Annotated in this window: 24 protein-coding genes; 18 read left to right on the forward strand and 6 right to left on the reverse strand. The window is 60.7% G+C overall.

The genetic code is table 11. The features are described 5' to 3' along the window. The first annotated feature begins 128 nt into the window (after window positions 1-128). The 10 genes from EL217_RS02545 (at window position 129) to EL217_RS02590 (ending at window position 8,826) form a co-directional block, all read left to right on the forward strand. On the forward strand, window positions 129-1,382 hold the full coding sequence (locus tag EL217_RS02545; protein WP_042403997.1) for an MFS transporter: 1,254 nt from the start codon (window positions 129-131) through the stop codon (window positions 1,380-1,382). 35 nt (window positions 1,383-1,417) lie between these two features. Beyond that, a complete protein-coding gene (locus EL217_RS02550; protein ID WP_005277312.1) occupies window positions 1,418-2,311 on the forward strand; it encodes an exodeoxyribonuclease III in 894 nt (297 codons plus the stop codon). Continuing rightward, window positions 2,311-3,258 carry a trimeric intracellular cation channel family protein gene (locus EL217_RS02555; RefSeq protein WP_126318389.1) on the forward strand — a complete coding sequence of 316 codons (948 nt, stop codon included), beginning with the start codon at window positions 2,311-2,313 and terminating at the stop codon, window positions 3,256-3,258. The genes EL217_RS02550 and EL217_RS02555 overlap by 1 nt, the downstream gene beginning before the upstream one ends. Before the next feature lie 50 nt (window positions 3,259-3,308). Beyond that, complete coding sequence (locus EL217_RS02560) at window positions 3,309-3,500, forward strand: hypothetical protein (RefSeq protein ID WP_005277318.1); 192 nt, start codon at window positions 3,309-3,311, stop codon at window positions 3,498-3,500. A gap of 15 nt (window positions 3,501-3,515) precedes the next feature. Continuing rightward, window positions 3,516-3,995, forward strand: a complete 480-nt coding sequence (locus EL217_RS02565; RefSeq protein WP_126318391.1) for a DinB family protein — start codon at window positions 3,516-3,518, stop codon at window positions 3,993-3,995. An 11-nt stretch (window positions 3,996-4,006) separates the two neighbouring features. Continuing rightward, window positions 4,007-5,038 (forward strand): tryptophan--tRNA ligase, encoded by a 1,032-nt coding sequence (gene trpS, locus EL217_RS02570; protein ID WP_126318393.1) that lies wholly within the window; start codon window positions 4,007-4,009, stop codon window positions 5,036-5,038. A gap of 95 nt (window positions 5,039-5,133) precedes the next feature. After that, the gene (locus tag EL217_RS02575) at window positions 5,134-6,210 is read left to right on the forward strand and encodes a YhjD/YihY/BrkB family envelope integrity protein (RefSeq protein WP_126318396.1); all 1,077 of its coding nucleotides are present in this window, start codon (window positions 5,134-5,136) and stop codon (window positions 6,208-6,210) included. A 55-nt stretch (window positions 6,211-6,265) separates the two neighbouring features. Beyond that, entirely contained in the window at window positions 6,266-7,159 is an 894-nt protein-coding gene (locus EL217_RS02580; RefSeq protein ID WP_126318398.1) for an RDD family protein, read from the forward strand. A 46-nt stretch (window positions 7,160-7,205) separates the two neighbouring features. Then, window positions 7,206-8,117, forward strand: a complete 912-nt coding sequence (locus EL217_RS02585; RefSeq protein WP_232018372.1) for an adenosine deaminase — start codon at window positions 7,206-7,208, stop codon at window positions 8,115-8,117. Window positions 8,118-8,148: 31 nt separating this feature from the next. Further along, window positions 8,149-8,826 (forward strand): type 1 glutamine amidotransferase domain-containing protein, encoded by a 678-nt coding sequence (locus EL217_RS02590; protein WP_023030183.1) that lies wholly within the window; start codon window positions 8,149-8,151, stop codon window positions 8,824-8,826. 139 nt (window positions 8,827-8,965) lie between these two features. Here the strand turns inward: EL217_RS02590 and EL217_RS02595 are convergent, their stop codons facing one another. Genes EL217_RS02595 through EL217_RS02605 form a run of 3 tightly spaced genes read right to left on the reverse strand, consistent with a single transcriptional unit; the run spans window position 8,966 to window position 11,446 of the window. Continuing rightward, on the reverse strand, window positions 8,966-10,204 hold the full coding sequence (locus EL217_RS02595) for a hypothetical protein (protein WP_126318401.1): 1,239 nt from the start codon (window positions 10,202-10,204) through the stop codon (window positions 8,966-8,968). A gap of 54 nt (window positions 10,205-10,258) precedes the next feature. After that, entirely contained in the window at window positions 10,259-11,167 is a 909-nt protein-coding gene (locus EL217_RS02600; RefSeq protein WP_126318403.1) for a C40 family peptidase, read from the reverse strand. Continuing rightward, a complete protein-coding gene (locus tag EL217_RS02605; protein WP_126318405.1) occupies window positions 11,168-11,446 on the reverse strand; it encodes a chemotaxis protein in 279 nt (92 codons plus the stop codon). Window positions 11,447-11,503: 57 nt separating this feature from the next. Here EL217_RS02605 and upp point away from each other — a divergent pair, with 57 nt between their 5' ends. The 4 genes from upp (at window position 11,504) to EL217_RS02625 (ending at window position 15,322) form a co-directional block, all read left to right on the forward strand. Then, a complete protein-coding gene (gene upp, locus EL217_RS02610; RefSeq protein ID WP_034653796.1) occupies window positions 11,504-12,139 on the forward strand; it encodes a uracil phosphoribosyltransferase in 636 nt (211 codons plus the stop codon). Between the two features lie 53 nt (window positions 12,140-12,192). Continuing rightward, on the forward strand, window positions 12,193-12,555 hold the full coding sequence (locus tag EL217_RS02615) for a helix-turn-helix domain-containing protein (protein ID WP_051141754.1): 363 nt from the start codon (window positions 12,193-12,195) through the stop codon (window positions 12,553-12,555). A 78-nt stretch (window positions 12,556-12,633) separates the two neighbouring features. Further along, entirely contained in the window at window positions 12,634-13,824 is a 1,191-nt protein-coding gene (locus tag EL217_RS02620) for a M20 family metallopeptidase (protein WP_023016834.1), read from the forward strand. A 70-nt stretch (window positions 13,825-13,894) separates the two neighbouring features. Continuing rightward, a complete protein-coding gene (locus EL217_RS02625) occupies window positions 13,895-15,322 on the forward strand; it encodes an NAD(P)H-quinone dehydrogenase (protein WP_005281545.1) in 1,428 nt (475 codons plus the stop codon). A gap of 9 nt (window positions 15,323-15,331) precedes the next feature. On the opposite strand, the gene EL217_RS02630 is transcribed toward EL217_RS02625, so the two are convergent. Further along, the gene (locus EL217_RS02630) at window positions 15,332-16,645 is read right to left on the reverse strand and encodes a short-chain fatty acyl-CoA regulator family protein (protein ID WP_126318408.1); all 1,314 of its coding nucleotides are present in this window, start codon (window positions 16,643-16,645) and stop codon (window positions 15,332-15,334) included. A gap of 165 nt (window positions 16,646-16,810) precedes the next feature. Between EL217_RS02630 and prpD the strand changes: the two genes are divergently transcribed. The 4 genes from prpD (at window position 16,811) to EL217_RS02650 (ending at window position 24,316) form a co-directional block, all read left to right on the forward strand. After that, window positions 16,811-18,322 (forward strand): 2-methylcitrate dehydratase PrpD, encoded by a 1,512-nt coding sequence (gene prpD, locus EL217_RS02635; protein ID WP_126318409.1) that lies wholly within the window; start codon window positions 16,811-16,813, stop codon window positions 18,320-18,322. After that, the gene (prpB, locus tag EL217_RS02640; protein WP_126318411.1) at window positions 18,322-19,254 is read left to right on the forward strand and encodes a methylisocitrate lyase; all 933 of its coding nucleotides are present in this window, start codon (window positions 18,322-18,324) and stop codon (window positions 19,252-19,254) included. Before prpD ends, prpB begins: the two co-directional genes overlap by 1 nt. A gap of 13 nt (window positions 19,255-19,267) precedes the next feature. Next, complete coding sequence (locus EL217_RS02645; RefSeq protein WP_005277363.1) at window positions 19,268-20,428, forward strand: bifunctional 2-methylcitrate synthase/citrate synthase; 1,161 nt, start codon at window positions 19,268-19,270, stop codon at window positions 20,426-20,428. A 456-nt stretch (window positions 20,429-20,884) separates the two neighbouring features. Then, window positions 20,885-24,316, forward strand: coding sequence for a pyruvate carboxylase (locus EL217_RS02650; protein WP_126318413.1), 3,432 nt, complete (start codon window positions 20,885-20,887; stop codon window positions 24,314-24,316). 94 nt (window positions 24,317-24,410) lie between these two features. Here the strand turns inward: EL217_RS02650 and EL217_RS02655 are convergent, their stop codons facing one another. Next, entirely contained in the window at window positions 24,411-25,631 is a 1,221-nt protein-coding gene (locus EL217_RS02655) for a NupC/NupG family nucleoside CNT transporter (protein WP_023025404.1), read from the reverse strand. Window positions 25,632-25,665: 34 nt separating this feature from the next. Then, the gene (locus tag EL217_RS02660; RefSeq protein ID WP_023016841.1) at window positions 25,666-26,106 is read right to left on the reverse strand and encodes a cytidine deaminase; all 441 of its coding nucleotides are present in this window, start codon (window positions 26,104-26,106) and stop codon (window positions 25,666-25,668) included. Window positions 26,107-26,199 lie beyond the last annotated feature (93 nt).

A 26,199-nucleotide genomic window follows, 5' to 3' on the forward strand; every position in this document is an offset into this window, starting at 1 on the left:
ATGTGGAGCGCTCGGTACATTCTGGGGCTGGGTGGCATCGGTCACGGGGCCATGCGCTGGGTAAATCTCTTCACCTGTCCACGCCCTGAACATGCTTTATGCCCAGGTGGGGTGTATCGTCGCCCCTCGTGAAAATTATCGATCAGTTAAGCCCGCGCAGCGCCCATGAACATCGCATTCACCGTCGGCCTCTGCCCCGCCAGACGGAGATTTCTACCGCGCGCCGCACCATCGTCATGGTGGCGATGGCCCTTGGTGCGTTTGCTATCGGTACTACCGAGTTCGTCTCGATGGGCCTGCTGCCGCTGATCGCGGAGGACTTCGGGGTTTCTGAGGATACCGCCTCCACGCTGATTACCACCTACGCACTCGGCGTAGTGGTCGGTGCGCCCCTGATTGCGGCCTTTACCGGCAAGCTCCCGCGCCGCCGCCTCATCCTCTTGCTCATCGGCTTTTTGGTGGTGGGCAACCTGCTCTCGGTCCTCGCGCCGAATTACTGGGTGCTCATGGTGGCCCGCTTCATCGCCGGCATGCCCCACGGCGCGTACTTCTCCGTGGCTAACCTGTCCGCGGCATCGATGGCCCCTCCCGGCGGGCGGGGCAAGGCCATGGCGTTTGTGGGCATGGGCCTTGCCATCGCCACGGTCATCGGCGTGCCCGCGGCACAGGCCCTGGGTTCCGCGCTGGGGTGGCACGCGGCATACCTGGTGGTCGTGGTCATCGGCCTTATTACCGCCGTAGCCCTGTTTTTCCTCATGCCGCACATGACGGAGATGAAACAGACCGATATCCGCACCGAGTTCGGCGCCTTTAAAAACAGCCAGGTGTGGCTCACCGTCATCATGGGCGTGGTGGGTTTCGGCGGCATGTTCTCCGTCTATACCTATATTTCCTGGACCATGACCGAGGTCGCGGGCCTGAGCGATAGCCTGATTTGGGTCGTGCTCATGGCCTACGGCATTGGCATGACGATTGGCAATGCCTTTGGTGGCTGGTTGGCAGACCGCAACCTCGAATTTGGCATCATTTTCGCCTTAGCCAGCCTGATCATCATCCTCACGGCCTTCTACTTCCTTTCCAGCCACGCCATCGCCGCCACCATTTGCTTTGGCATGGTGGCGTTTATGGGTTCCACGTTGGTGCCGTCGCTGCAGCTACGCCTGGTCCACGTGGCGGGCGATGCTCAGACCTTATCCGCAGCGCTCAACCAATCCGCGCTCAATATCGCGAACGCGGCCGGTGCGACCATCGGCGGCATCGTCGTAGGCGCGGGCCTGGGCTACTCTGCTCCGGCGCTGGCGGGCGCCGGCTTGGCGGCCGCGGGTTGCGTTGTGTGGGCGATAACAATGTGGGATAAAAAACGCCTTGCCAATCGTGGCTAGAACTACCACCGCACACGCCTATATTCTGGAGCACCATGAGCCTTACCATCGCTAGCGTCAACGTCAACGGAATCCGCGCCGCCTGCAAGCAGCGCAATGAGAATAACCCCGGCATGAATGCCTGGTTGGAACAGACCCCGGCCGATATCGTGCTGATGCAAGAGGTCCGCGCCACCCCGGACCAAGCCAGAAAAGCCCTGGCACCCGCCCTGGAGGCGGGCTGGCACCTAGAGCTTGCCGATGCCGCCGCCAAGGGCCGCGCCGGAGTAGGCATCCTTTCCCGCACGCCGCTTGCCGATGTCGAAATCGGTTTCGGCTCCTTCACCGATGCCGGCCGCTGGATTGCCGCCACCACCCGCGATATCCGCGTGGCCTCGCTGTACTTGCCTTCCGGCGATACCGATTCGCCAAAGTTGGATGAAAAGTACCGTTTCTTGGATGAATTCGATGCCGTGCTGGCAGAAAACGCCGATAAGGACATGGTCATCGGCGGTGACTGGAATATCTGCCACCGCGCCCAGGATTTGAAGAATAATAAGGCCAACGAGAAGAAGGCCGGCCACCTGCCAGAAGAGCGCGCCTTTCTGGACCACGTCTTCGGCAGCTTCCCGGATGAGGAGCCGCAGGAGAAAAAGAACCTGGGGGAGTGGCTCGGAGTCGTGGACTACGCGGGCACCACGCCGTGGGAGCCGGCCACCGCGCCGCAGTGGTTCGACGTGGCGCGCCGCCTCCACCCAGAGGCCGATGGCCCCTATACCTGGTGGACCTACCGCGGCCAGGCCTTCAATAATGATGCGGGCTGGCGCATTGACTACCAGGCCGCTACCCAGCCGTTGCTCGATCGCGCGCAGCGCACCTGGGTGGATAAGGCCCCGACCGTGGAGCAGCGCTGGTCCGATCACTCGCCGCTGCTGGTGGAATACGCCTGATGTCGCCGCTATTTAGCGTCCTGTACGTCATCGGCATTACCGCCGAGTCCATGACCGCTGCGCTATCGGCCGGCCGGCAAAAACTCGACCTGTTCGGCGTGACGATGATCGCCTCCATCACGGCACTAGGCGGCGGCACCGTCCGCGATATCGTGCTTGCGGATCCACCGCTGACCTGGGTGGAACACCCCATCTATTTGGTCATCGTCATCGCCGCCGCCATCGTCACGGTGGGCATGTCCTTCCTCATGCACTATTTCCGCCACCTCTTCCTCATCCTCGATGCCTTGGGGCTGGCGGTCTTTTCCGTGCTGGGCACCCAGATTGCCGCCCACTTGGGCTACGGCTTCATCATCGCCTCGGTATCAGCGGTTATTTCCGGCGTCTTCGGCGGCGTGCTGCGCGATCTGCTCTCAGACCGCATTCCGCTGGTATTTTCCGGCGAGTTTTATGCGGCCATCTCGATCCTCGCGGCCGGGCTGTACATGATCCTCCTGCGCGCCGGGCTATCGGAGGAACCCACAGCGATCATCACCGCCTTGGTCTGCTTTACCGCGCGCCTTGCTGCTATCTACTTCAAGAAGGGCCTGCCGGTCTTCGAGTACCGCGACGGCGAGCAACAGATGGATCCGCGCCTGCGGCTATCGGCGCGCATCGTGCGCGATGGTGCCCGCCGGGCCAAGCGGAAGGCGGGCGCGGCCACCCGCTACGCCAGCCCGATTACCCGGCCGCTGGTTCGTAACAAGCGCACCGCAAGCGATTTTTCCTCCCCGCTCAGCCTCGAGGAGCTAAATAGCAACCGGATCGCGCGGCCGACCGCTCACGCATCGATTACCCGCCCCAGTGGGAAGCACTCGCCCGGAGCGAGGGGAGTGGATGTACAGCAGCAATGGACCTTTAACAAGGAGGATGTGGGCAGGCAAAGGACCCCCAAGCACAAGCAGTAGTGCTAGTATAAACACGTTAAAAATTTCGAAATCTGCAACGGAGAAAGTTCATGGCTCGCGCAATTATTCCTTTTGTCCTTGGCGCCGTAATCCTCGCCCTGAGCATCTGGTGGTGGACCGCTGTCGGACCGTCCTTCGCCTTCCTTGGCCCCATCGTCCTCATGGGCGTCGGCGGTGCCTTCATGGTGACCGGTTTCGCCGTCTTCATGGACATCGTCAGTCCCACCTCCCGCAAGGTCTAAGGGCGCGGTCTGGCGATGAGGGCTATCGATCTGCTCACGGACATGGCGCAACGCCCGCTCGATGCGCTCGCCGCATTGCCGGATCTGACTAACGAGACCGCCAATGCGCACTTTGGTGATCACCCGAATTCGATCACGTGGCTGCTATGGCACACCGGCCGCATGGCAGACCTGCAGCTAGCGCAACTGACTGGGGAAGAAGAGCTGTGGCAGCGCTACGACCTCGACCTGCCGGATGCCATGGGCTATGGCCAATCGGCGGAGGAAGCGCGTGCGGTGACCACGCAGGACATCGGCAAGCTCCGCAGCTATACCCAGGAAGCATTGGAGCAGGTCAAGGCGTATGTGACCTCGCTGGAGGATGACAACCTCGATGACGTGATCGATACCTCGTGGACCCCGCACGTTACCCGCGGTGTCCGGCTGGTCTCGATTTTTGATGACGCCGCGCAACATCTTGGGGCGGCCAATCAACAAGCAAAAATGACGGAGTAACATTACCTGACATGACTGATTCCACTGCATCTAATTCTGCGTCCCGCGTACTTTCCGGCATTCAGCCCACCGCTGATTCCTATCACTTGGGAAATTACTTGGGAGCGCTGAAGCAGTGGATCGACCTGCAGGAAGGCTACGATGCCTTTTACTTCATCCCGGATCTGCACGCGATTACCGTGGAGCAGAATCCGGAGGAGCTGCGCAACCGCACCATGGCGGGGGCTGCACAGCTCATCGCGCTGGGCATCGACCCGGAAAAATCCACCCTCTTCGTCCAGTCCCACGTGCCCGCCCATGCGGAGCTGACCTGGGTATTCCAGTGCCTGACCGGCTTCGGTGAAGCCTCCCGCATGACGCAGTTCAAGGATAAATCCGCCAAGCGCGGCGCCGATCGCACCTCGGTGGGTCTTTTTACCTACCCCATCCTGATGGCGGCCGATATCCTGCTGTACTCGCCGGATTACGTGCCGGTGGGCGAGGACCAGCGCCAGCACCTGGAGCTCACCCGCAATCTGGCCGAGCGCTTTAATAAGAAGTACGGCGAGACCTTCCACGTGCCGGAGCCGTTCATTCCAGAGGGCGCGGCGAAGATCTATGACCTGCAGGATCCGACGTCCAAGATGTCTAAGTCCGGCCCCAACCCCAAGGGCCTGGTCAACCTGCTCGATGCCCCGAAAACCTCTGCCAAGCGCATCAAGTCCGCCGTCACCGATGACCTGGGCACCGTCGCCTTCGACCGGGAAAACCAGCCGGGCGTATCGAACCTGCTGGTCATCCAGTCCGCGCTGACTGGTGAGTCCATCGATTCCTTGGTGGAGAAGTACGCCGGCCAGGGCTACGGGCACCTGAAGGTGGATACCGCGGAGGCGCTTGAGGCCTTTACCACCCCGCTCAAGCAGCGCTACGACGAGCTCATGGCGGATCGCGGCGAGCTGGAGCGCATCTTGGAGCGCGGTGCCCAGACCGCACAGGAAGTAGCGCAGCCGCTTGTCGATGCCGTCTATGAAAAAGTCGGCTTCCTTCCTCGCCCGCGCAGGTAGTAGGTACCCCTTAACCCACCCCACCGAGGGACAAGTGGGTGTTTGCCAGCTACGCTATACGAGGATAAACGCTGTGCGAACAAGAAGGGAAGCACGTGTCCACCACGCAATCCTCCTCTAAAAAGACGGACCACTACGGTATCGAGCGTGCCAACGCCGATGATCCGGGAGCGATAGATAAGGTCCGGCGTAAATCGCCCATGGTTGATCACCTCATGCGCATGCAGGAGCGCTATGCCGCAGAGGGCGGTAACCAATTTTCCGCGGGCATTACCTATTACTCGGTCCTGTCCATCTTCCCGTTGGCGATGCTGCTGGTGGCCACCATCGCCGCTGTCCTTGCTAATCGCGAGGACCTGCTCAATGACTTGCAGTCCTATATCACGGACTCCATTGACGGGAACCTCAGCGAGTCGGTCAATGAGATCTTGGATAAGGCCATTGACCAGCGCGGTGCCATGTTCGGTATCGGTGGTTTGACCACCCTGTGGTCCGGACTGGGGTGGATGAACCATCTGCGCATCGGCATTTCTGCCATGTGGGGCATCGATGCTAACGACGGTGGCTCCTTCCTGAAGAAGAAGTTCTCGGATTTGCTGGGTCTCATTGGCCTGATCGTCGCCTTTGTCGTCGCTTTCGGCGTGACCGCTGCAGGTTCCTCCGGCCTCACGCAGAAGGTATTTGATCTGTTGGGCATCGATTCCTTCCCTGGCATGGGCTATGTCTTCTTCTTTAGCGGCCTGCTGCTGGGTCTCATCGCCAACTTCATCGTCATGTGGTGGCTGATTATGATCCTGCCGCGTACGAAGGTGCCTAAGAAATCCGGCTTTATCGGTTCCGCCATCGGTGCGGTGGCGTTCGAGGCCATCAAGCAGCTGTCCACGGTGATTATGGCCTCTGCCACCGGCAGCCCGGCCGGTGCGGTCTTTGGTCCGGTCATCGTCCTGATGATTGTCATGTACCTGGTGTGGCGGGTGGTGCTGTATGTTTCCGCATGGACCGCGACGACCGCAGAATCCCTGAAGTACGCTCACCCGCCGGTTCCGGAGCCTGCTGTTATTCGCGTGCGCAATGAGGTGCGCGAGGGTGCACCAGCGGGTGCAGTCTTCGGTGTGGGTGCCGCTTTGGGTGCTGCGGCCGTAGGCGTGGCGAAGCTTTTCCGCCGGAAATAATTATCCTCCCTACGGGTGAGGACCGCCGCGCGCCTTACCTTTAAGATAGGACACTATGAACGCCGATGATATTGCCCCAGACCTCTACGAAAAGTGGGACCTCGACCGCAATGGTGGCGAGGATGAGCTTTCCGTTTTATTGGAAGCAAAAGACATCAAGCTCGGGCAGCAGGGATATAACCAGGATGAGCCGCGGCGCGTCCAGCTGCGCATAGCTGCCAGCATCCTGGGTTCGGCGAAGAAGAGGGCCGAATACGATGAAGCATTGCGCACCGGCCTTCGCCCGACGTGGGGCGAGCTCGGCACGCTGAGCTCGGTGGGGCAGTGGTCGCCGGCGCCGCGCCCGCAACCGAGCTTCCACGATCAACCGCAGGGCCCGGCGCAGGCACCCGGTTTTGCCCAGCCCAGCCCGTATAGCTCCCCGTACGCGCGCGATCCATTCGCCCAGCATGCTTCGCCGCAGCAGCAGATGGTGCCATCGCCCGCTGCCGCGCCGGCGCCAGTCCAGCACCAAGCGCAGAAACGGCCGTCCCAAGAAACGCGCATCGGCATGGGCATCTTGGACTTTTTCTTGGCCGGCGGCATCAGCGGCGCGGTTGGCGCGGGCGTCGACGAGCTCGCGGATGTGGAAGCGTTGTCCGTCGTCGCTTTCTGCATCGTCATGGTGGTCTACGTTCTGGGCAGCGAAGTTTGGTTGGGCGCTAGCCCGGCAAAGATTCTTGCCGGCTATACCGTGCGGGACGTGGATACGAAAGAAAAGCTCAGCCTTAGCCAGTCCGCCAAGCGCCAGTGGTGGCGCCTTATCAACGTGATACCTGGCATTGGGCAGTTGGTGGGCATGCTGGGCGCGGTGGTGCACGCGACCACCATCAGCGAGGAAAACAACCTGCGCGGCTCCCACGATGATCTCGCAAACGCAGAAGTGGTCAAGAGGAAGCCGCGCAAGTAGAACGCTGATATGGCGCATCCCAGGGCTGGTGCCTACGATGGTGCGCATGCATGATGCACCTTTAATTAGCCCCGAAAACAAGGATTCCGCCGAGAGCGTGGTGGAACAACTGCCCAAGGTATCCCTCTGGGAACCGGTTCGTTCGCAGGCCGGCACCGCGGAGGAATTGAACGCGGATATTCGCGAGCAGTGCGCCCAGCTTGCCGATGACCACGTGGTCTATGCCGAGCTGCAGCTCAACCCCGCGGCTTATTCTTTCGATACGTCAGCGGTCGTACGCGAGGTGGCCGCGGAACGCTTCGGCGAGCTCGAGGTGCGGTTTGTCCTCGAGGCGGCAGAGCCGGCGGCTAACGCAGGGGATGCTGCGGGCGTTGGGGGCTACACCCTGCCGGATGGTAGCGCTGCCGCGGCGGCTGAATTCCGCGCGCAGTACCTGCCTACCCAAATCGCGGTGGGTGAGGATTTCGCCGCCACCGAAAGCGCGGCGCAGGCCGGCGTCAACCGCTTGCTGCAACCGGTGAATATGATTGATGATTTCACCGCCGATGTCGATGGAATCCGCCCGGGCAAGGCCTCCGGATGGATCCGCGACCGACACATTCCATTGGTATTTTCGCCCGTGGATGACGTTGAGGAACTGACGGATCATCCGCTGCCGCTGTTGCAGCAGCTTGGCTTTACCTGTTCCGTCTCTTCCGGCGATTCCACGCTGAGCAGGCAATTTCTCGCCTTGAGTGAGACCTTTGGATACGGCTTGGAGGAGTTTTTCGATCTCACCGTAAAGGCGATTGAGAATATTTTCGGCACGGAGGAGACAAGGCAGCGTATCCTTGAGACCGTTGTCCTTCCGGCCTACGAGGACCTCTCCGATCCGGAACTTGCCGGCCCCGATACTGAGGAGTCGCTCCAAGATTCCGGGTTCTCAATGAACCTGAATGACAACGCTTCCGAAGAGTAATAGATAGTTAATCTACATAAAGGAGGAAGACATGCCTTCCGCACTATTCGTTGTTACCGCCGCTGATAAGTGGACGCTGGCTGATGGCAGCGCCCGTCCTACCGGTTACTGGGCCGAGGAGCTCATCGCTCCGCACCGCGTGTTTAAGAACGCTGGTTGGGATATCGACTTTGCTACGCCGAACGCAAAGGCACCCGTGGTAGACGAGTACAGCCTCGAGGTATTGTCTGAGGGCGACCGCGCCGAGCAGGAGAACTACCTCGCAGAAATCGGTCCAGATCTGGAAGACCCACTGAACTTGGCCGATGTTAAGGAAGCCGATTACGACCTTGTCTTTTACCCCGGCGGCCACGGCCCGATGGAGGACTTGGCTTATGACCAGGACTCCGCCAAGCTGCTGCAGGCGCGCATCGACTCCGGTCGCGCGCTATCCCTGGTTTGCCACGCACCGGCCGCATTGCTCGCACTCGACAATGACAACTGGCCGCTCAAGGGCTACACCATGACCGGCTTTACCAACGCCGAAGAGGGCGAGGAGACCATCGCCGCCGCCAAGTGGGTTGTTGAGACCCGCCTGCGCGAGCTCGGCGCTGATTTCAAGCAGACCGACCCGATGCAGCCTTATGTTGAGGTTGACCGCAACCTCTACACCGGCCAGAACCCGGCATCCTCTGAGCCTTTGGCACAGCGCATCCTGCGCGACTTCTAAAACCGGGGGCACGCTGGGAAGCGGCGCCAACAGGAGCCGCCGTTCCTAGCCGCCTCGTCGGGGCTCTTGGCCACAAAAGAAGCCAGCCACCCAGATCGGGGAGTGGCTGGCTTTCTTCTGTTTTAGGTGCCTGGTGCTTCTAGAAGCGGGAGAAGCGCTTAATCAGCATGTTCTCGAGGCCCTTCCAGGACTCGGCGTGCTCGTTATACGGCTTCGACGGGACGTAGCCGGCGTGCTCGGTGGAACCGAGCATGTAGCCCAGGTAGTCCTGCAGGCGCGGATTGGCCAGCATATAGGAGTTGATGGAATCGTCCCCGGCCCAGTCCGCGGCATCGGCGCAGACCTCGTAGCAGCGGGCCAGCTGGTCGGAGTCTACCGCTTCTGGACCCTTTTCAATATCGCGCACGAGGCCGTTAAAGGAATATTGGTTATCCGGGTGGACTTGGACCTCTAGTTCGCCGGCGTTGGCGGCGGTGACGACGTCCTGCCAGGTGGACACGCGCGCCAAGTCGTGGTCGTCATTATCGATGAGCCACCGCACCAGCGTCTTGGAGGAATCGAAGGTAAAGATTTCGCCCCACTTGCCCAAGAAGATGGGTTTGCCGTCCAGGTAGGTGCGCAGCGTGTAGACGGACTTGGACTGTGCGGTGATCTTAACCGGGTCGATTCCGGCGGCGGCCCAGGGAGACTCGTCATAAGGATCGGCGGCGTCTGCTGCGGCCTTGCGCTTTTCTTCAGCTTCCTTGGCTGCGGCTTCGGCGGCACTCGCGGCCTCGGAGATGCGGGTTTCGGCATCGGAGATAGCGGCGGCGTCGAATTCATCGCTCGGGACCACACGGACGTGCTTATCCAGATCCGCGATGACCTTCTTCCAGTTGGTCAAGATGACCCGCCCGACGCCGGTCCACTCATTCAGGCCCTGCTCGCCCGAGTAGTGATCGGCGCCGCGGGAGACGTTGCGCAGGATGGAGTGGGTGGCGAAGAAGATGGTGGTCTGTTCGGCAGCGGCGACATCGGCAAGCGCGGATGCCACCTCGAGATCGCGCGCCACGGTGGAGACATTGGCGTGGCTGGGGCGGCCGGCGAGGGCTTCTGGCATGCCGATGAGATCGTATTCATCGCGCTTGGCCGGGGTGACGCGGTGCGCCGGGCGGGCGGAAAATTGCTCCCACTGCGGGTGATCCAGCAGGTCATGCTTGGCATCGGACTCTAGGTAGCACAGCAGCTCAGCGGGGGAGTCAAAGACCAAGACGGAGTCATCGTCGCCCAAAAAGGCTTGCCACTCGGAGCCATTTTCGCGCCACTTGGGCGCCCAGAGGGTATAAAAATCGCCCTCAGTCAAGGAGAGCTTAATAGGCACAATCGCACGGGTACTCATGAGCTTTTAGTCTACCCAACGCCCCAGCTGCCGCGCGGAATTGCCGGGGCCTTGTCAGGCAGTCGGCCGCCAAAAACCCTTAAATTGCATGCCCATATTATTCGTTCGCAGCGGGTTGGTCTGTACGGGGTCGCCGGCCTCCACAATCTCGCCATTACCGGAATACATCGCCACATGGCCATCCCAGACCACCAGATCGCCGGGCTGGAGTTGATCGGCGCTGACCTGCTTGCCGATGGCCTGCTGGTCCGCCGTGCGCGGTATATCCACCCCCGCTTGGGAATAGGCCCACTGGGTAAGCCCTGAGCAGTCAAAGCCACCGTTGCCGGTTCCGCCCCAGGTATAGGGCTGGCCCACCTGGCTCTTGGCCGCGGCCACGGCCGCGCGGCCTGCCTCTGAGCCAGCTTCTGCGCCCGCTGATGCGTGCGGCGCGGGTGCAGCACCGAGCTCCGCCGGAGGAGCCACCGCGGTATGCGTCGCCGCGGCGGCCGTGGCCTGCTGGGGCTGGCCAACGGCTGATTCCACCGGTCGCTGGGAGATGGGCAACAGGGCCGCGGCGGTGGTGGTGAGCTCGTCTTTCAGTCGGTTGACCCGGGCCATCGCCAAGCCAATGTGCTCGTCTATCACGGTGCGAAGGGACGCAAGCGCTGCAGCCCGGGAGGCGGGATCAAGGGAGATTAATCCCATCGCGATGGGCGCAGCGGCCTGGATGAGCCGCGTGCCGATGCCAAAGATATCGCCGGCAGCCGCCGTAACGAGGCCGCGGGCCTGGTTGAGTACTGCGGAGATGGTCTCGTTATCGCCGGTGAGGAGGTTCGCGGCGGCGATAAGCTGCGAGGCATCACCGTGCGCGATATCCGCCAGCGGCTGGGCGGCGGAGAGATCTGGGACGCGGGGAAGTTGGACATCGGGAAGCGGCGAAGGCTGCAGCGCGGCGATATTTTTAATGGCGGTAGCAAGCACTTAGATCGCCGCCCCGAGTAAGTCGCGCAGCGCCGCATCGGAGTCTTCCGCCTCGCGCGACATCTGGAAGGAAGACTGCGCGATGTGCCCCATATCGTGGCGCAGCATGGTCATCCGCGCCCCAATATTGTCTAAGGCGGCATGAACGGTCTCATTGAACCCGGTAAAGGTCGAATCTTCGGGCAATGCCGGGTGGGGTGGATTGTCTCCCTGCGCGTTCGCATGCAGGTCACGGGCTAAATGGCGGGCGTGGGCGGTATCTATCTGAAATGGTCTCATGTCCTATTGGACTGGCCAATGGCCCAAGTGGTTCCCAAAAAGTTTAAAGTAGTGGGCATGGATATCCACGTCGTAGACCACCCGCTTGCCGCTTCCCGCCTGACCCTGATGCGCGATGCGCGCAGTGATAACTCCGCTTTTCGCGCTGCGCTCAAGGACCTGGGAACCATGCTCGTATATGAAGCCTCCCGCGATTTGGCGGTAGAAAACTTCGCTTGCGAAACACCGGTTGCCACAGCACAAGGCACCCGCCTGCAGGATCCGCCCATCATCGTGCCCATCATTCGTGCAGGCCTAGGCATGGTGGATCCCGCCTTGTCGATGATTCCGGATGCCCAGGTCGGCTTCATTGGCATGGCGCGCGATGAAGAAACCCACGAACCCGTGCCGTACCTAGAGGCCCTGCCGCAAGACCTCACCGGGCGCACCGTCTTCGTCGTTGATCCCATGCTGGCCACCGGTGGCTCCCTGCTGCACGCCCTGCGCCTCTTGGCCGCCCGCGGCGCTACCGATATCACCGCCATCTGCATGGTCTCGGCCCAAAACGGCGTGGATGCGCTGGAGAAATCGGGCCTTCCCGTCCGCCTCGTCACCGCCGCCATTGACCCCGAACTCAATGCGGATGCCTATATCGTGCCGGGGCTTGGCGATGCCGGCGATCGCCTCTACGGCCCGCGCAATATCGATCTTTAAGCTAGTATTTCTCCCTGAAAGCCCGAAGGCGGCTTTCAAAGGGGGAAAAGATCGTGAGTTTTATTCAACTAATGTGGTCGAGCTACGGCTACGGATTTTCGCAACAACTGCGCCGCGTGCGCGAGCGGCGCGGGGTATCTCAGCAAGTGCTTGCGGATATTTCGGGGGTATCGCGCAGCCAGATTTCAAACCTGGAACGCAATGAAAATGGCCTACACACCATGGCGGACCCGCAATTATCCACGGTGTACAAACTGGCGCTGGCTTTAGAAATCCCGCCGGCGGTCCTCTTGCCGGCCGGTGGGGACGTGGTGGAGGGCCACTTGGCAGACTCCGCCGTGCTCGGGGTAGAAGATGTGGCGCCCTTTCCACAGGACTACATCAACCAGCGGCGCTTTAGTGATGCGCGGGGCTAACCACCCTGACTTACTGAACCGCATGGTCTAGTTGTAGACTGCCTCCAAGAGATAGTCCAGCAACAGGGAGGCGTGCGCGTGATCTCGGAGTTTATTAACGAGTGGTTCGATGCTCACCGTGCGGAGGTCATCGCGTGGCGGCGCCATATCCACCGCAATCCGGAAACGGCGAACCAAGAGGTGGAAACCACCAATTACATCGCGAATATCCTTGCGGATTACGGGCTCGAGCCGCAGCGCTTCCCGCACACCGGCCTCATGGTGGATATCGGCCCGGATACAGAGCTTGGCCGCTTGGCCTTCCGCGCCGATATCGATGCCTTGCCCATTACCGAGGTAACTGGGCTGGAGTTTACCTCTGAGAAGCCCGGTACCATGCACGCGTGCGGCCACGATGTGCACACCACCGTGGCGCTCGGCCTGGCTTGCGCGCTGGCGGATTTTCAGCGGGTTAATGAGCTGGAGCTGGGCATTCGCATCATCTTCCAGCCGGCGGAGGAAGTGTGGGTCGGCGGGGCCACCGACGTTATTTCTTGGGGCGCGTTAGAAGGCGTGCATTCCATCTTCGCCATCCACGCCGAGCCGAAGCTGCGCGTGGGGCGCATTGGCATCCGCGCCGGGGCTATTACCTCGGCAACGGACGTGGTGGAGCTCAAGATCAAGGGCCCGGGCGGGCATACCTCGCGCCCGCACCTATCCGCGGATGTGGTCTATGCGCTGGGCAAGGTTATTACGGAGCTGCCGGCGCTGCTGTCTCGCCGCGTTGATCCGCGCACCGGCACGGTTTTGGTCTTTGGCCAGGTCAATTCCGGCTATGCCCCTAACGCAATCCCGGAAACCGGCATGCTGACCGGCACGATGCGCACCGCCGATATCACCATCTGGCGCCAGATGCAGGAACTTTTCGCGGAGCTAGTGGATCAGATCCTCGCGCCGGTGGGGGTAGAACACGAATTGTCCTATAACCGCGGCGTGCCGCCGGTGCTTAACGATGACGTCGCTACCGCCATGCTTGCTTCTGCCGCACAGTCCATCGACCCGCAGGCCGTGGTTCAGGCCCCGCAGTCTTCCGGTGGCGAGGACTTTTCCTGGTATTTGGAAAAGGTGCCCGGTTCCATGGCGCGCCTTGGTTGCTGGTCCGGGGAAGGGGAGCAGCACGATCTGCACATGGGCGACCTCATCGTGGATGAGCGGGCAATTGGTGTGGGCATTAAGCTTTTTGGGGCCGTTGTCGAGCAATTTATGGGGGAGAATGCGCAGGCGGACTAACGCGCTGGGGTTACCTACGGGTTAGACTCGTAGGCGACTTTAAAAGTGGAGCCTATAAAGGAGCAATTGCGTGTTGAACCAGACCAAGCGAATTGTCATCATCGGCGGTGGCCCGGCGGGCTACGAGGCAGCGCTGGCTGGCGCCAAGTACGGCGCGGAAATCACCATCATCGAAGACCAAGGCATGGGCGGCAATAGCGTGGTCTTGGACTGTGTTCCCTCCAAGTCGTTTATTGCCGGCGCCAATATTAAAACGGACTTGCGCCGCGCGGATGACATGGAGCTGAACGAGGGCATCGGCAAGGCGCAGCTTTCCATCAGTGCGCTGAACCAGCGCGTGCAGGACTTGGCGGCTAAGCAATCCGGTGATATCCGCAATACCATGGATTCCCTGGGTGCCCGCGTTATCGATGGCCGCGCGCACTTCCCGGAGGATCAGCAGGCCGATGCCTTTGGTGGGCACAAGGTCACCGCGGTCTTCAATGAGGATGGCCACGAGGAGACGCTGGATGCGGACCTCGTCTTGGTGGCTACCGGCGCCACCCCACGCATTTTGCCCGGCGCCCAGCCGGATGGCGAGCGTATCCTGACCTGGCAGCAGGTATATAACCTTACCGAGCTGCCGGAGCACCTCATTGTGGTGGGTTCCGGTGTCACCGGTGCCGAGTTTGTCTCCGCCTTCGCTGAGCTGGGCGTCAAAGTTACGATGGTGGCCTCGCGCGATCGCATCTTGCCGCATGATGATGCCGATGCCGCCGACGTCCTCGAAACCGTGCTGAGCGAGCGCGGCGTGGAGCTGGAAAAGAACTGCCGCGTGGAAACCGTTAACCGCACCGAGGACGGTAACGTGCTGGTCACCACGCAGGACGGGCGCGAGATTCACGGCTCGCACGTCATCATGTCCATTGGTTCTGTCCCGAATACCAAGGATCTGAAGCTGGAAAACGTGGGCGTGGAAACCGCGAAGTCTGGTCACATCCAGGTAGACCGCGTCTCGCGCACCAATATTGCCGGCATTTACGCAGCCGGTGACTGCTCCGATCTTTTCCCGCTTGCCTCCGTGGCCGCGATGCAGGGCCGTGTGGCGATGTACCACGCGCTTGGTGAAGGCGTCTCGCCGCTGCGCCTGAAGACCGTGGCTAACGCGGTCTTTACCCGCCCGGAGATCGCCGCGGTCGGCTTTACCCAGGCTGAGATCGAGGCCGGTGAGGTCGCCGCCCGCGCCATTACCATGCCGCTGAATACCAACCCGCGTGCGAAGATGCGCTCGCTGCAGCACGGTTTTGTCAAGCTATTCTGCCGCGCAACGTCCGGCCGCGTGATCGGTGGCGTCATCGTCGCGCCGACCGCCTCCGAGCTCATCCTGCCCATCGCTATGGCAGTGACCAACCAGCTCACGGTGAACCAGCTGGCCGATTCCTTTGCGGTCTACCCATCGCTATCTGGCACCATCACCGAGGCCGCCCGCCGCTTGGTGGCCCATGATGACCTGGAGTAAACCTCGTTCCTAGAACGTGGAGTAAGCATGCTCCGCAGTGCGGTTAAGCTCGATTTTGATCGGCCTATCTGCCTCCGGCAGGGCGCGCTGTGGACAGAATTCGCGGGGGCAGGCCGTACAGCCTGGGCCAATCGGGGTGGCGGCGGAACTGTCCAGGTTCAGGGCATCGGCATAGACGATGCGATCGGCCTGAGTGATATCGCAGCCTAGGCCCACCGCGAATTCTTTGCGCGGCGTGCCCCAAGACTTGGCCGTTCCCTGCACGAAACGCCCGATCCACAGGTAGGCGTGGCCATCCGGCATGGCGGCGACCTGCCGGGTAATCCGGTTCGGGGTTTCAAAGGCGCGGTGGACTACCCACAGGGGGCAGGATCCGCCAGAGCGCGCGAAGTGAAAGGCGGTAGAGGACTGCCGCTTGGAAATATTGCCCGCACGGTCAGTGCGGATGAAGGAAAACGGCACGCCCTTAAGCCCTGGGCGCTGGAGCGTGGCAAGGCGCTGCGCGGTTGTTTCAAACCCGGTTCCAAAGTAGTTGCATAGCAGGTCGATATCGTAGCGAGTATCTTCTGCTATCGTGAGAAAGCGCTGGTAGGGCATGGTGACAGCCGCCGCGAAATACTGCGCAAGGCCTAGGGTTGCTAAGTCTTGGGATTCGCCTTCGGGCAGTTCAGATACGAGGTTGTCACAGATATCGCCGTAGGCAAGTAAGCAGTATTGCAGGGCCATTTCAAAGACCAATTGCGCCTCAGATAACCCATCGCGCAGCGAGAGCTCGCGCGTATCTGGGTCGAAGCTGCGCCGAGGGCCGGGACGGGAAAAGCGCACCGTAACCCCCAGATCCTCATGCATGCGGGAGGCGAGCCGGCCGCGGCGCAGGACGCGATCGCCCAACTGGCCAGCGAGTTCTTCTGCGAGCACATCGAGCTCGTGGATGTAATTATGCGCGTCATAAAAGAAATCCCGCACCACTTCAAAGGGGGAGGGGTCCGCAGCGGGCGCGCGGGAAGCAACATCAACAAACCGCGGCATCAACTCGGGAAAGCGAGAGGCGAGATCCGAGAGCGTTTCTTCAGAGGCATCGGGGAAGATGTGGCGGAGCTCGGTAATCGTATGGATATCGCGGTCTTCGGCGAAGTAGCTGGGATCCACGGTAAAGCGCTGGGCTAGCTGCATTAACACGGTGACGGTCAGCGGGCGCTGGTCGTTTTCCAACTGGTTGAGGTAGCTCGTGGATAACCCCAACTTCTTCGCCATCGCCACCTGGGTGAGCCCGCGCTGCTTGCGCAAAGCGTGAATCCGTGCCCCCGCATAGTGCTTGGTCATGCGTCCCCGTCCTTCCTTTAAGTCCCCTGCGCTGTGAAAATCACAAGTTTTGCAGATTTCACAAAAGAAGTCCGCTAATTTCCACAAACATTACTTATAGCGTGCACCACATGCAAACATTTACTGTGATTTACAACGCATTCTTGATGAAGGAGGACGCAACTAGTGAAAAACCATGAGGTACGCACCCATAAATCCGCCGAGGACTTCCCATACGAGGAGCACCTGGCGTTCAAGGTGGCCGAGGTGGCCGCGGACCCCGTAGAGGTCCCGGAAGAAACCACCGAGATGATCATCAACCGCATCATCGACAATGCTGTCGTGGCTATGGCCTCTGTTGCCCGTGGCCCTGTGACGTCCGCGCGAGTGATGGCAGAAGCCCACCCCGTGGACAAGGGCGGTTCCACCATTTTCGGCATCGATGGCACCTATTCCGCGGAGTGGGCCGCACTGGCCAATGGCACCGCGGTCCGCGAGTTGGACTACCACGACACCTTCCTTGCCGCCGAGTATTCCCACCCCGGCGACAATATTCCACCGCTTCTTGCCGCAGCGCAGCACAAGGGTCTGAGCGGCCGCGACCTTATCCGCGGCATTGCGACCGGCTATGAAATCCAGGTCAACCTGGTCAAAGGCATGTGCCTGCACGAGCACAAGATCGACCACGTGGCGCACTTGGGGCCATCGGTAGCCGCAGGGCTTGGCACCATGTTGGGCCTGGATAGGGACACGATTTACCAGGCCGTCGGCCAGGCGCTGCACACCACCACGGCAACCCGCCAGTCCCGCAAGGGCCTGATTTCTTCGTGGAAGGCCTACGCGCCGGCCTTCGCGGGCAAGATGGCCATCGAGGCCGTCGACCGCACCATGCGCGGCGAGGGTGCCCCGGCACCGATCTGGGAGGGCGAGGACGGGTTCATCGCCTGGATGCTGCATTCACCAGAGCGCACCTACACCGTGCCCCTGCCAGAAAACGGTGAGGCCAAGACCGCCATCCTGGATACCTACACCAAGGAACACTCCGCGGAATACCAGGCGCAGGCTCCCATCGACATGGCCTTTGCGCTGAAAAAGACGCTGGAGGATAAGGGCCTGAAGACGGCGGATATCGAGTCCATCGTGCTGCACACCTCCCATCACACCCATTACGTCATCGGCACCGGCGCGAACGATCCGCAGAAGATGGATCCTTCCGCCTCCCGCGAAACCCTGGACCACTCTGTGATGTACATCTTCGCGGTCGCGCTAGAAGATGGCGTCTGGGACCACGAAACCTCCTATTCCCCTGAGCGCTCCAACCGCCCGGAGACCATCGAGCTGTGGCAGAAGATCTCCACCGTTGAGGATCCCGAGTGGACGCGCCGCTATCACTCCAACGACCTTGAGGAAAAAGCCTTCGGCGGCAAGGCCGTTATCACTTTCAAGGACGGCACCGTCATCGAAGACGAGCGCGCCGTAGCTGACGCCCACCCGCTGGGCGCCCGCCCCTTCGCCCGCGAGCAGTACATTGCCAAGTTCAAAAAGCTTGCCGATGGCGTCGTCGACGAGGCCGAGCAAGAGCGCTTCCTCACCGCCGTGCAAGACCTAGAAAACCTCACCGATCTAACCGAACTCAACGTGCGGGTCAGCGATGAGCACCTTGCCACCGCGCCCGAGAAACCGGAGGGAATCTTCTAATGGCTGGACTATTTGGTTCTACAATCACCAACGCTGAAAAGCGTGCGAACTTCCGCAAATCCATCGAATCCGGATCGATCACCACGCTGCCGGGCGCGTTTAACCCGCTGACCGCCCGCCTTATCCAGGACATCGGCGGCTTCGACGGCGTCTATGTATCCGGCGCGGTACTGGCTAATGATTTGGGCCTGCCTGATATTGGGCTTACTACCTTGACCGAGGTGGCCCAGCGCGCCGGGCAGATCGCGCGCGCTACCGACTTGCCCGTGCTTGTCGATGCCGATACCGGCTTCGGCGAACCCATGTCCGCCGCCCGCACCGTCGCCGCCCTCGAGGATGCCGGCCTAGCCGGCTGCCACCTGGAGGATCAGGTCAACCCGAAGCGTTGCGGGCACCTCGACGGCAAGGAAGTGGTGGACAAGGAAGTCATGGTCCGCCGCATCAGCGCGGCCGTCAACGAGCGCCGCGATCCTAATTTCATCATCTGCGCGCGTACCGATGCCGCCGGTGTCAATGGCATCGATGACGCCATCGACCGCGCTAAGGCCTATGCCGAAGCCGGTGCGGATCTGATTTTCACCGAGGCGCTGTATTCCCCCGAGGACTTTGAAAAGTTCCGCGCCGCCGTGGATACGCCGCTGTTGGCGAATATGACGGAGTTTGGCAAGACCGAGCTGCAATCAGCAAAGACCCTCGACGGGTTGGGATACAACGCCGTGATCTGGCCGGTCTCCAGCTTCCGCGTGGCCATGGGCGCTACCGAAGAATTCCTGCGCGACTTGCAAGATACCGGCATCCAGACCGAGTGGTTAGAGCGCATGCAGCACCGCTCCCGCCTGTACGAACTGGTCCGCTACCAGGAATACAACGAGTTTGACCAGTCCGTATTCACCTATTCCAAAGACAGCTACCAACCCACTTTTGAAAGCTAAGGAGCCAGTGACCATGTCCGATAAGAAAAACGAAACCCCAGAAATCCGCAAGGGCCTTTACGGTGTCGTTGTCGATGAAACCGCCATTTCCAAGGTCGTTCCAGAGACCAACTCTTTGACCTACCGCGGCTACCCGGTCCAAGAACTGGCCCGCTACTGCTCCTTCGAAGAGGTGGCCTACCTCTTGTGGAATGGCAAGCTGCCGGGGCAAGAATCCCTCATCCGCTTCTCCGCGCGTGAGAAGGCATTGCGACACCTAGACCGCCACCTCATTGACCTGATCATGTCCATGCCGCAAAGCTGCCACCCCATGGACGTTCTGCGCACAGCCATCTCCTTCATCGGTGCCCAGGACGCGGAGGAATACACCAAGGACTCCGAGCACGTGCGCCGTACCGCGCTCGAACTCATGGCGAAGATCCCCACCATCATCGCGCTCGACATCCGTCGCCGCCGCGGTGAGGGCTACATCGAGCCGTCCCGCAAGAAGGGCTTTGCCGAAAACTTCCTGTGGATGGTCTTCGGCGATGAAGAAGGCTCCCCAGCGGTCAACCGCGCCGATATCGAGGCCTTTGATAAGTCCCTCATCCTTTACGCCGAGCACTCCTTCAATGCCTCCACCTTCTCGGCGCGCGTGGTTACCTCCACGATGTCTGATACCTACTCCGCCATCGTCGCCGCCATCGGCGCGCTCAAGGGGCCGCTGCACGGTGGTGCCAACGAGGCCGTCATGAAGAACTTCCTCGAGGTGGACGATCCTGCCAAGGCAGAGGAGTGGACCAAGAACAAGCTGGCCAATAAGGACCTGGTCATGGGCTTTGGTCACCGCGTGTACAAGAACGGCGACTCCCGCGTTCCCACCATGGAAGCTGCCTTCAAGGAGTTGGCCGAGCAGCACGACCAGACCAAGTGGATCGAGATGTACGACATCATGGCCAAGACCATGGAAGAAAACACCTCGATCAAGATCAAGCCGAACTTGGACTTCCCGGCCGGCCCTGCCTACCACATCCTCGGGTTCGATATTCAGTTCTTCACCCCGATCTTCGTCATGGCCCGCATCACCGGCTGGACCGCGCACATCGTGGAACAAAACGAGAACAACTCGCTGATTCGCCCGCTGTCCGCCTACGCCGGCGAAGACCAGCGCTCCGTTCCGCCGAAGTCCTTCTAATCGCTCGGCCCCGCGCGCTTGCGGCCCGCGGTGGGCCGTAGAGTAGGCCGTTAAGTGGACCGCATTTGCTCCCCACGTTCACGTGGGGAGCATTTGTGCATCCTGCTGCGTTTATCGGCGTTAAATGTGCATCCTCCTACGGTATAACTGAGCAACCCGCGCGCTCAGATGTTGCATTTTCTCCTCAGATATTGCAGAGGAGGATGCACATGTAGCGGCTACGGCTGCGAAAAATTTGCTGCCTGAAAATTTGCAGACTTTGCAGAATTGCTAGGTCTGTTAATACTGGTTGGCTGGCAGAAATTGCTTACGTGGGGTTTAAGTTGCAGGTGAGTGTAGAAAATCCCGTTTTTAAAAAGGGATGATAAAAACTATTCTTATCTCTAAACTGAGAGACGGATCACCCCAGTGGGGACGTTGCAAGGCGGCGTCTTCCAAGTTGAAAGGAACACCCAAGTGGCCAATTCCGCCCTTCCATCGTTCGACAAGATTTTGGTAGCCAACCGCGGTGAAATCGCCGTGCGTGCCTTCCGCGCTGCCTTTGAAACGGGGGCGAAGACCGTCGCCGTCTATCCTCGTGAAGACCGCAACTCCTTCCACCGCGCCTTTGCGGATGAAGCAGTGCGCATTGGTGACGAGGGACAGCCCGTTAAGGCGTACCTCGATATCGAGGAAATCATCCGCGCTGCCAAGAAGTCTGAGGCGGATGCGATCTATCCGGGCTACGGCTTCTTGTCCGAGCGCGCCGATTTGGCCCGCGCCTGCGAGGACAATGGCATTAAGTTCATTGGCCCCACCCCGAGCACGCTAGATCTCACCGGTGACAAATCCGCCGCGGTCAACGCCGCGAAGGAAGCGGGGCTGCCGACGCTGCAGGACTCGCAGCCGACCACGGACATCGATAAGCTGGTAGCAGACGCCGGTGACTTCAGCTTCCCGGTCTTTGTCAAGGCCGTCTCCGGCGGCGGCGGGCGCGGTATGCGCTACGTGGAATCCGAATCTGAGCTGCGCGAACGGGCGGCAGAGGCCTCGCGCGAGGCCGAGGCGGCCTTTGGCGATGGCAGCGTATACCTCGAGACCGCGGTGATTAATCCGCAGCACATTGAGGTGCAGGTGCTTGCGGATTCCCAGGGCAATGTCATCCACCTCTTTGAGCGCGACTGCTCCGTGCAGCGCCGCCACCAGAAGGTCGTGGAAATCGCTCCGGCGCCATCGCTGGATCCGGAGCTGCGTGATCGCATCTGCCAGGATGCCGTGAACTTCTGCGAGCACATCAACTATGAGGGCGCCGGCACGGTGGAATTCCTTGTGGACGAGCGCGGCAACCACGTCTTCATTGAGATGAACCCCCGCGTGCAGGTGGAGCACACCGTGACTGAGGAGGTTACCGGTGTGGACATCGTCAAGGCGCAGATGAATATCGCCGCCGGCGCTTCCTTGGAAGACATCAACCTGTCGCAAGAAAATATCACCATTACCGGCTCTGCCCTGCAGTGCCGCATTACTACCGAAGATCCGAATAACGGCTTCCGCCCAGATACGGGTACGTTGACAGCGTACCGCTCGCCGGGCGGCGCTGGCGTGCGCTTGGATGGTGCGACCTCCGTGGGTGCTGAAGTCTCGCCCAACTTCGACTCCCTCTTGGTGAAGATGACCTGCCGCGGCACCACCTTCGAGCAGGCTGTTCACCGAGCCCGCCGCGCGTTAAACGAGTTCCACGTATCCGGCGTGGCCACCAATATCGGCTTCCTGCGCGCATTGCTCAATGAGTCTGACTTCGTCAATACCCGCGTCGATACCGGATTCATCACCGAACACCCAGATCTGCTCAAGGCCCCACCGGCGGTGGATGAGTCCGGCCGTATCCTGGAATACATCGCGGATGTCACCGTGAATAAGCCCAATGGTGACCGCCCCACCGCGCTGCGCCCATTTGATAAGCTGCCGAAGTTTAATGCGGAAGAGCCGCTCCCGCGCGGTTCCCGCGATGACCTCTTGGAGCTCGGGCCGCAGAAGTACGCGGAACAGATTCGCGCCAAGGATTCCTTGATGGTTACGGATACGACGTTCCGCGATGCCCACCAGTCCTTGCTTGCTACCCGCGTGCGCAGCACGGCCTTGGTCTCTGCGGCAGAAGCCGTGGCGCGCCTGACCCCAGGCCTCTTCTCCGTGGAGGCGTGGGGCGGTGCGACTTATGACGTCGCCATGCGCTTCCTCCACGAGGATCCCTGGGTGCGTCTGGACCTGCTGCGCGAGGCCATGCCGAACCAGAACATCCAGATGCTTCTGCGCGGGCGCAATACCGTGGGCTATACCCCGTACCCAGATTCGGTCTGCCGCTCTTTCGTGCAGGAAGCGGCCAAGTCCGGCGTGGATGTCTTCCGCATTTTCGATGCGCTCAATGATGTCTCCCAGATGCGCCCCGCCATCGATGCCGTGCTCGAGACGAATACCACCGTGGCCGAGGTTGCCATGGCGTATTCCGGTGACCTTTCTTCGCCGAAGGAAGACCTCTACACCTTGGATTACTACTTGAAGCTCGCCGAGCAGATCGTAGAATCCGGCGCGCACATCCTGGCCGTCAAGGACATGGCCGGCCTCCTGCGCCCAGAGGCCGCAGCGACCCTAGTGACCGCGTTGCGCAAGGAATTCGACCTGCCGGTTCACGTTCACACGCACGATACCGCCGGTGGCCAGATTGCTACCTATTTCGCGGCGGCGCGGGCTGGCGCCGATATCGTCGACGGTGCCTCGGCACCGCTGGCTGGCACCACGTCGCAGCCATCGCTTTCCGCGCTCATCGCCGCCTTCTCCAACTCCAAGCGCGATACCGGAATCGACCTGCAAGCGGTCTCGGACTTGGAGCCGTACTGGGAAGCCGTGCGCCAGCTCTATGCTCCGTTTGAAAACGGCATTCCTGGCCCGACCGGCCGCGTGTACAAGCACGAGATTCCGGGTGGTCAGCTGTCGAACCTGCGCGCGCAGGCCGTCGCATTGGGCCTGGCGGATCGCTTCGAGGTCATCGAGGATAACTATGCCGCCGTCAACGAGATGCTGGGCCGGCCTACCAAGGTCACCCCATCTTCCAAGGTGGTGGGTGACTTGGCACTCCACCTCGTGGGCACTGGCGTTGCTCCGGAAGACTTCGCGGCCAACCCTACGAAGTACGATATCCCGGATTCCGTGGACCAATTCCTCCGCGGCCAGCTAGGCACCCCTCCGGGTGGCTGGCCTGAGCTGCGCGATAAGGTCCTTGATGGCCGAACCGAAACCGGTGCGCAGATTAACGATGTCCCGGCTGAGGAACAGCCGCACTTGGACTCGGATGACTCGGATGAGCGTCGCGCCAGCCTGAACCGCTTGCTCTTTCCTAAGCAGTTTGAGGAATTCAATGAGTTCCGCCGCAAGTTTGGCAATACCGAGGCGCTGACGGATACGACCTTCTTCTACGGTCTGACCGAAGGCGAAGAAAAGGTGGTGCATTTCTTCCCAGAAAACTCCACCGATCGCTCCAACCTTAAGCAGATCGTGGTCCGCCTCGACGCGGTGGGTGAGCCAGATGAGAAGGGCATGCGCAATGTTGTGCTCAACGTCAACGGCCAAATCCGCCCGATGAAGGTGCGCGATGAAAACGCCGAGTCCACCGTGGCCACGGTGGAAAAGGCGGACCCGTCCAATGACGGCCATGTAGCGGCCCCGTTCGCCGGCGTGGTGAACCCCACGGCAGAGGCAGGCGACGAGGTCAAGGCCGGCGACCAAATCGCGGTCATCGAGGCCATGAAGATGGAAGCTTCCATTTCCGCCACCAAGGATGGCGTGGTGGACCGCGTGGCCATTGGCCAGGCCACCAAGGTGGAAGGCGGCGATCTCATCGCCGTGATCAAATAGCGCGCTAACTAGCGCAGGCACGTAAATCCCCTCCCTGCTTGGATGAATATCCAGCTAGGAGGGGATTTCTATGCCGTAAGTGTAGCGCGGCGGGTTAGAGAACCATTGGTGCAACGATGACGCCGACGATAGCGGCATTGAGCATATTGGTAAGGAAGCCACCGAAGAGTGCGCGCGGGCCAAGCTTGGCTACTTCACCGCGGCGCTCAGGGATGAGGCCACCGATGGAGCCAATCTGGATGCCGATGGAGGACAGGTTGGCGAAGCCAGCGAGGGCGAAGGAGGAGATCAAGACGGCCTTATCGCTGAGCTCATCGACGCTTTCACCGAATGCGGTGTAGCCAACGAACTCGTTGAGGATGGTCTTTTGGCCGATGAAGTTACCCACCTCGAGGGCCTCGTTCCAAGGCGTACCGATAAGCCAGGCCACTGGGGCGAAGATGATGCCGAAGAGGCCTTCCAGCGACCAGTTATCTTGGCCGAAGAGGGAACCAATGCCGCCGAGGATGGCAGAGAGCATCACGATCGAGGCGATGAAGGCGATGAGCAAGCAGGCAACCGAGATGGCGATCTTACCGCCGGCCATGGCACCGCTACTGATGGCGTCAATGATGTTTTTAGATTCGGTATCGCGGACGTCTTTAACGGTGGCGTCGAGGTTTGTTTCTTCCGTCTCTGGCATAAGGCCCTTGGCGACGAGCAGGGAGCCCGGCGCATTCATGAGCGATGCGGCGAGCAAGTACTCCAGGGGCGCGCCCAAGAGCGAATAGCCGATCAACGTGGATCCGGCCACGGAGGCAAAGCCGCCGACCATACAGGTATAAAGCTCGGATCGGGTGAGCTTGGGAAGGTAGGGTTTAATCACCAGTGGGGCCTCGGATTGCCCGAGGAAGATCACGGTGGTGGCCCAGACCGATTCCACCTTGGAGGTACCCATGAGCCATTTGATGGCGGAGCCGACGTATTCCACGAAGTACTGGATAACCCTAAGGTAGTACAGGGCGGCGATGATAGCACCCAAGAAGATGATCACGGGCAGCACATTGAGGGCAAAGACAAAGTCGTCACCGAAGAGTCCACCGAAGACGAATTGGGTGCCCTCGTTGGTAAATTCCGTGAGCTTTGTCAGCCCATTGGCGATGCCCTTGAGGGCTTTGAATCCAGGTTCCCACGCGAGGACCAAGAAACAGAAGACCACCTGCAGGACAAGGCCCACGCCAATGGTGCGCCACTTGATATTTTTACGCGAGCTCGACAGGACGTAGATCACTGCAAGAATGGCAATGATGCCGAGCAATCCTTGTAGACGTTCCATATTTTTCTGACCGTTCTTTGAAGGGACTTTTTAGTTAGAGTGACTCTGGGCCAAAGGAATGGGGGAGGATTTCGGCAAAGTCATGGCTGCGGGGCTTTCCATCGACGGAGACGATGACGCGCTCGCAGTTAAACTCCCGCAGGACTTGGCGGCAGGCCCCGCAAGGGTAGCAAGGCGCGGACTTTAAGCCGACAATGGCAACCGCTTTAATCTGCGGAATACTGGGCAAGTGGCCATCGGTGGCCGTTACGTCTGCGGTGGTGACCATGTGTGCAGCGGCGTTGCGTTCGGCGCAAATGCCCAGCGGGCTGGAGGCGTTTTCGACATTGCAGCCGGTGACAATGCGGCCATCGGCAAGCAGCAAAGCCGCACCGACTGGGAAAGAGGAATAGGGTGCCCAGGCGTGGTGGGCTGCCTTTTCTGCGAGGCTGAGCAATTCGGCATCGGTAAAAGGCGCATCCGGGGTAGCGTTCATTGCGGTATGGACTTTCTTTCTACGGGGTGAAGAGAGTGTATTAATTCTCTATTAGAACAAAAAGAAAAATTCTCGTTGACATCTGTTCTATAG

It is taken from the genome of Corynebacterium segmentosum (assembly GCF_900637825.1).
GTDB lineage: Bacteria > Actinomycetota > Actinomycetes > Mycobacteriales > Mycobacteriaceae > Corynebacterium > Corynebacterium accolens.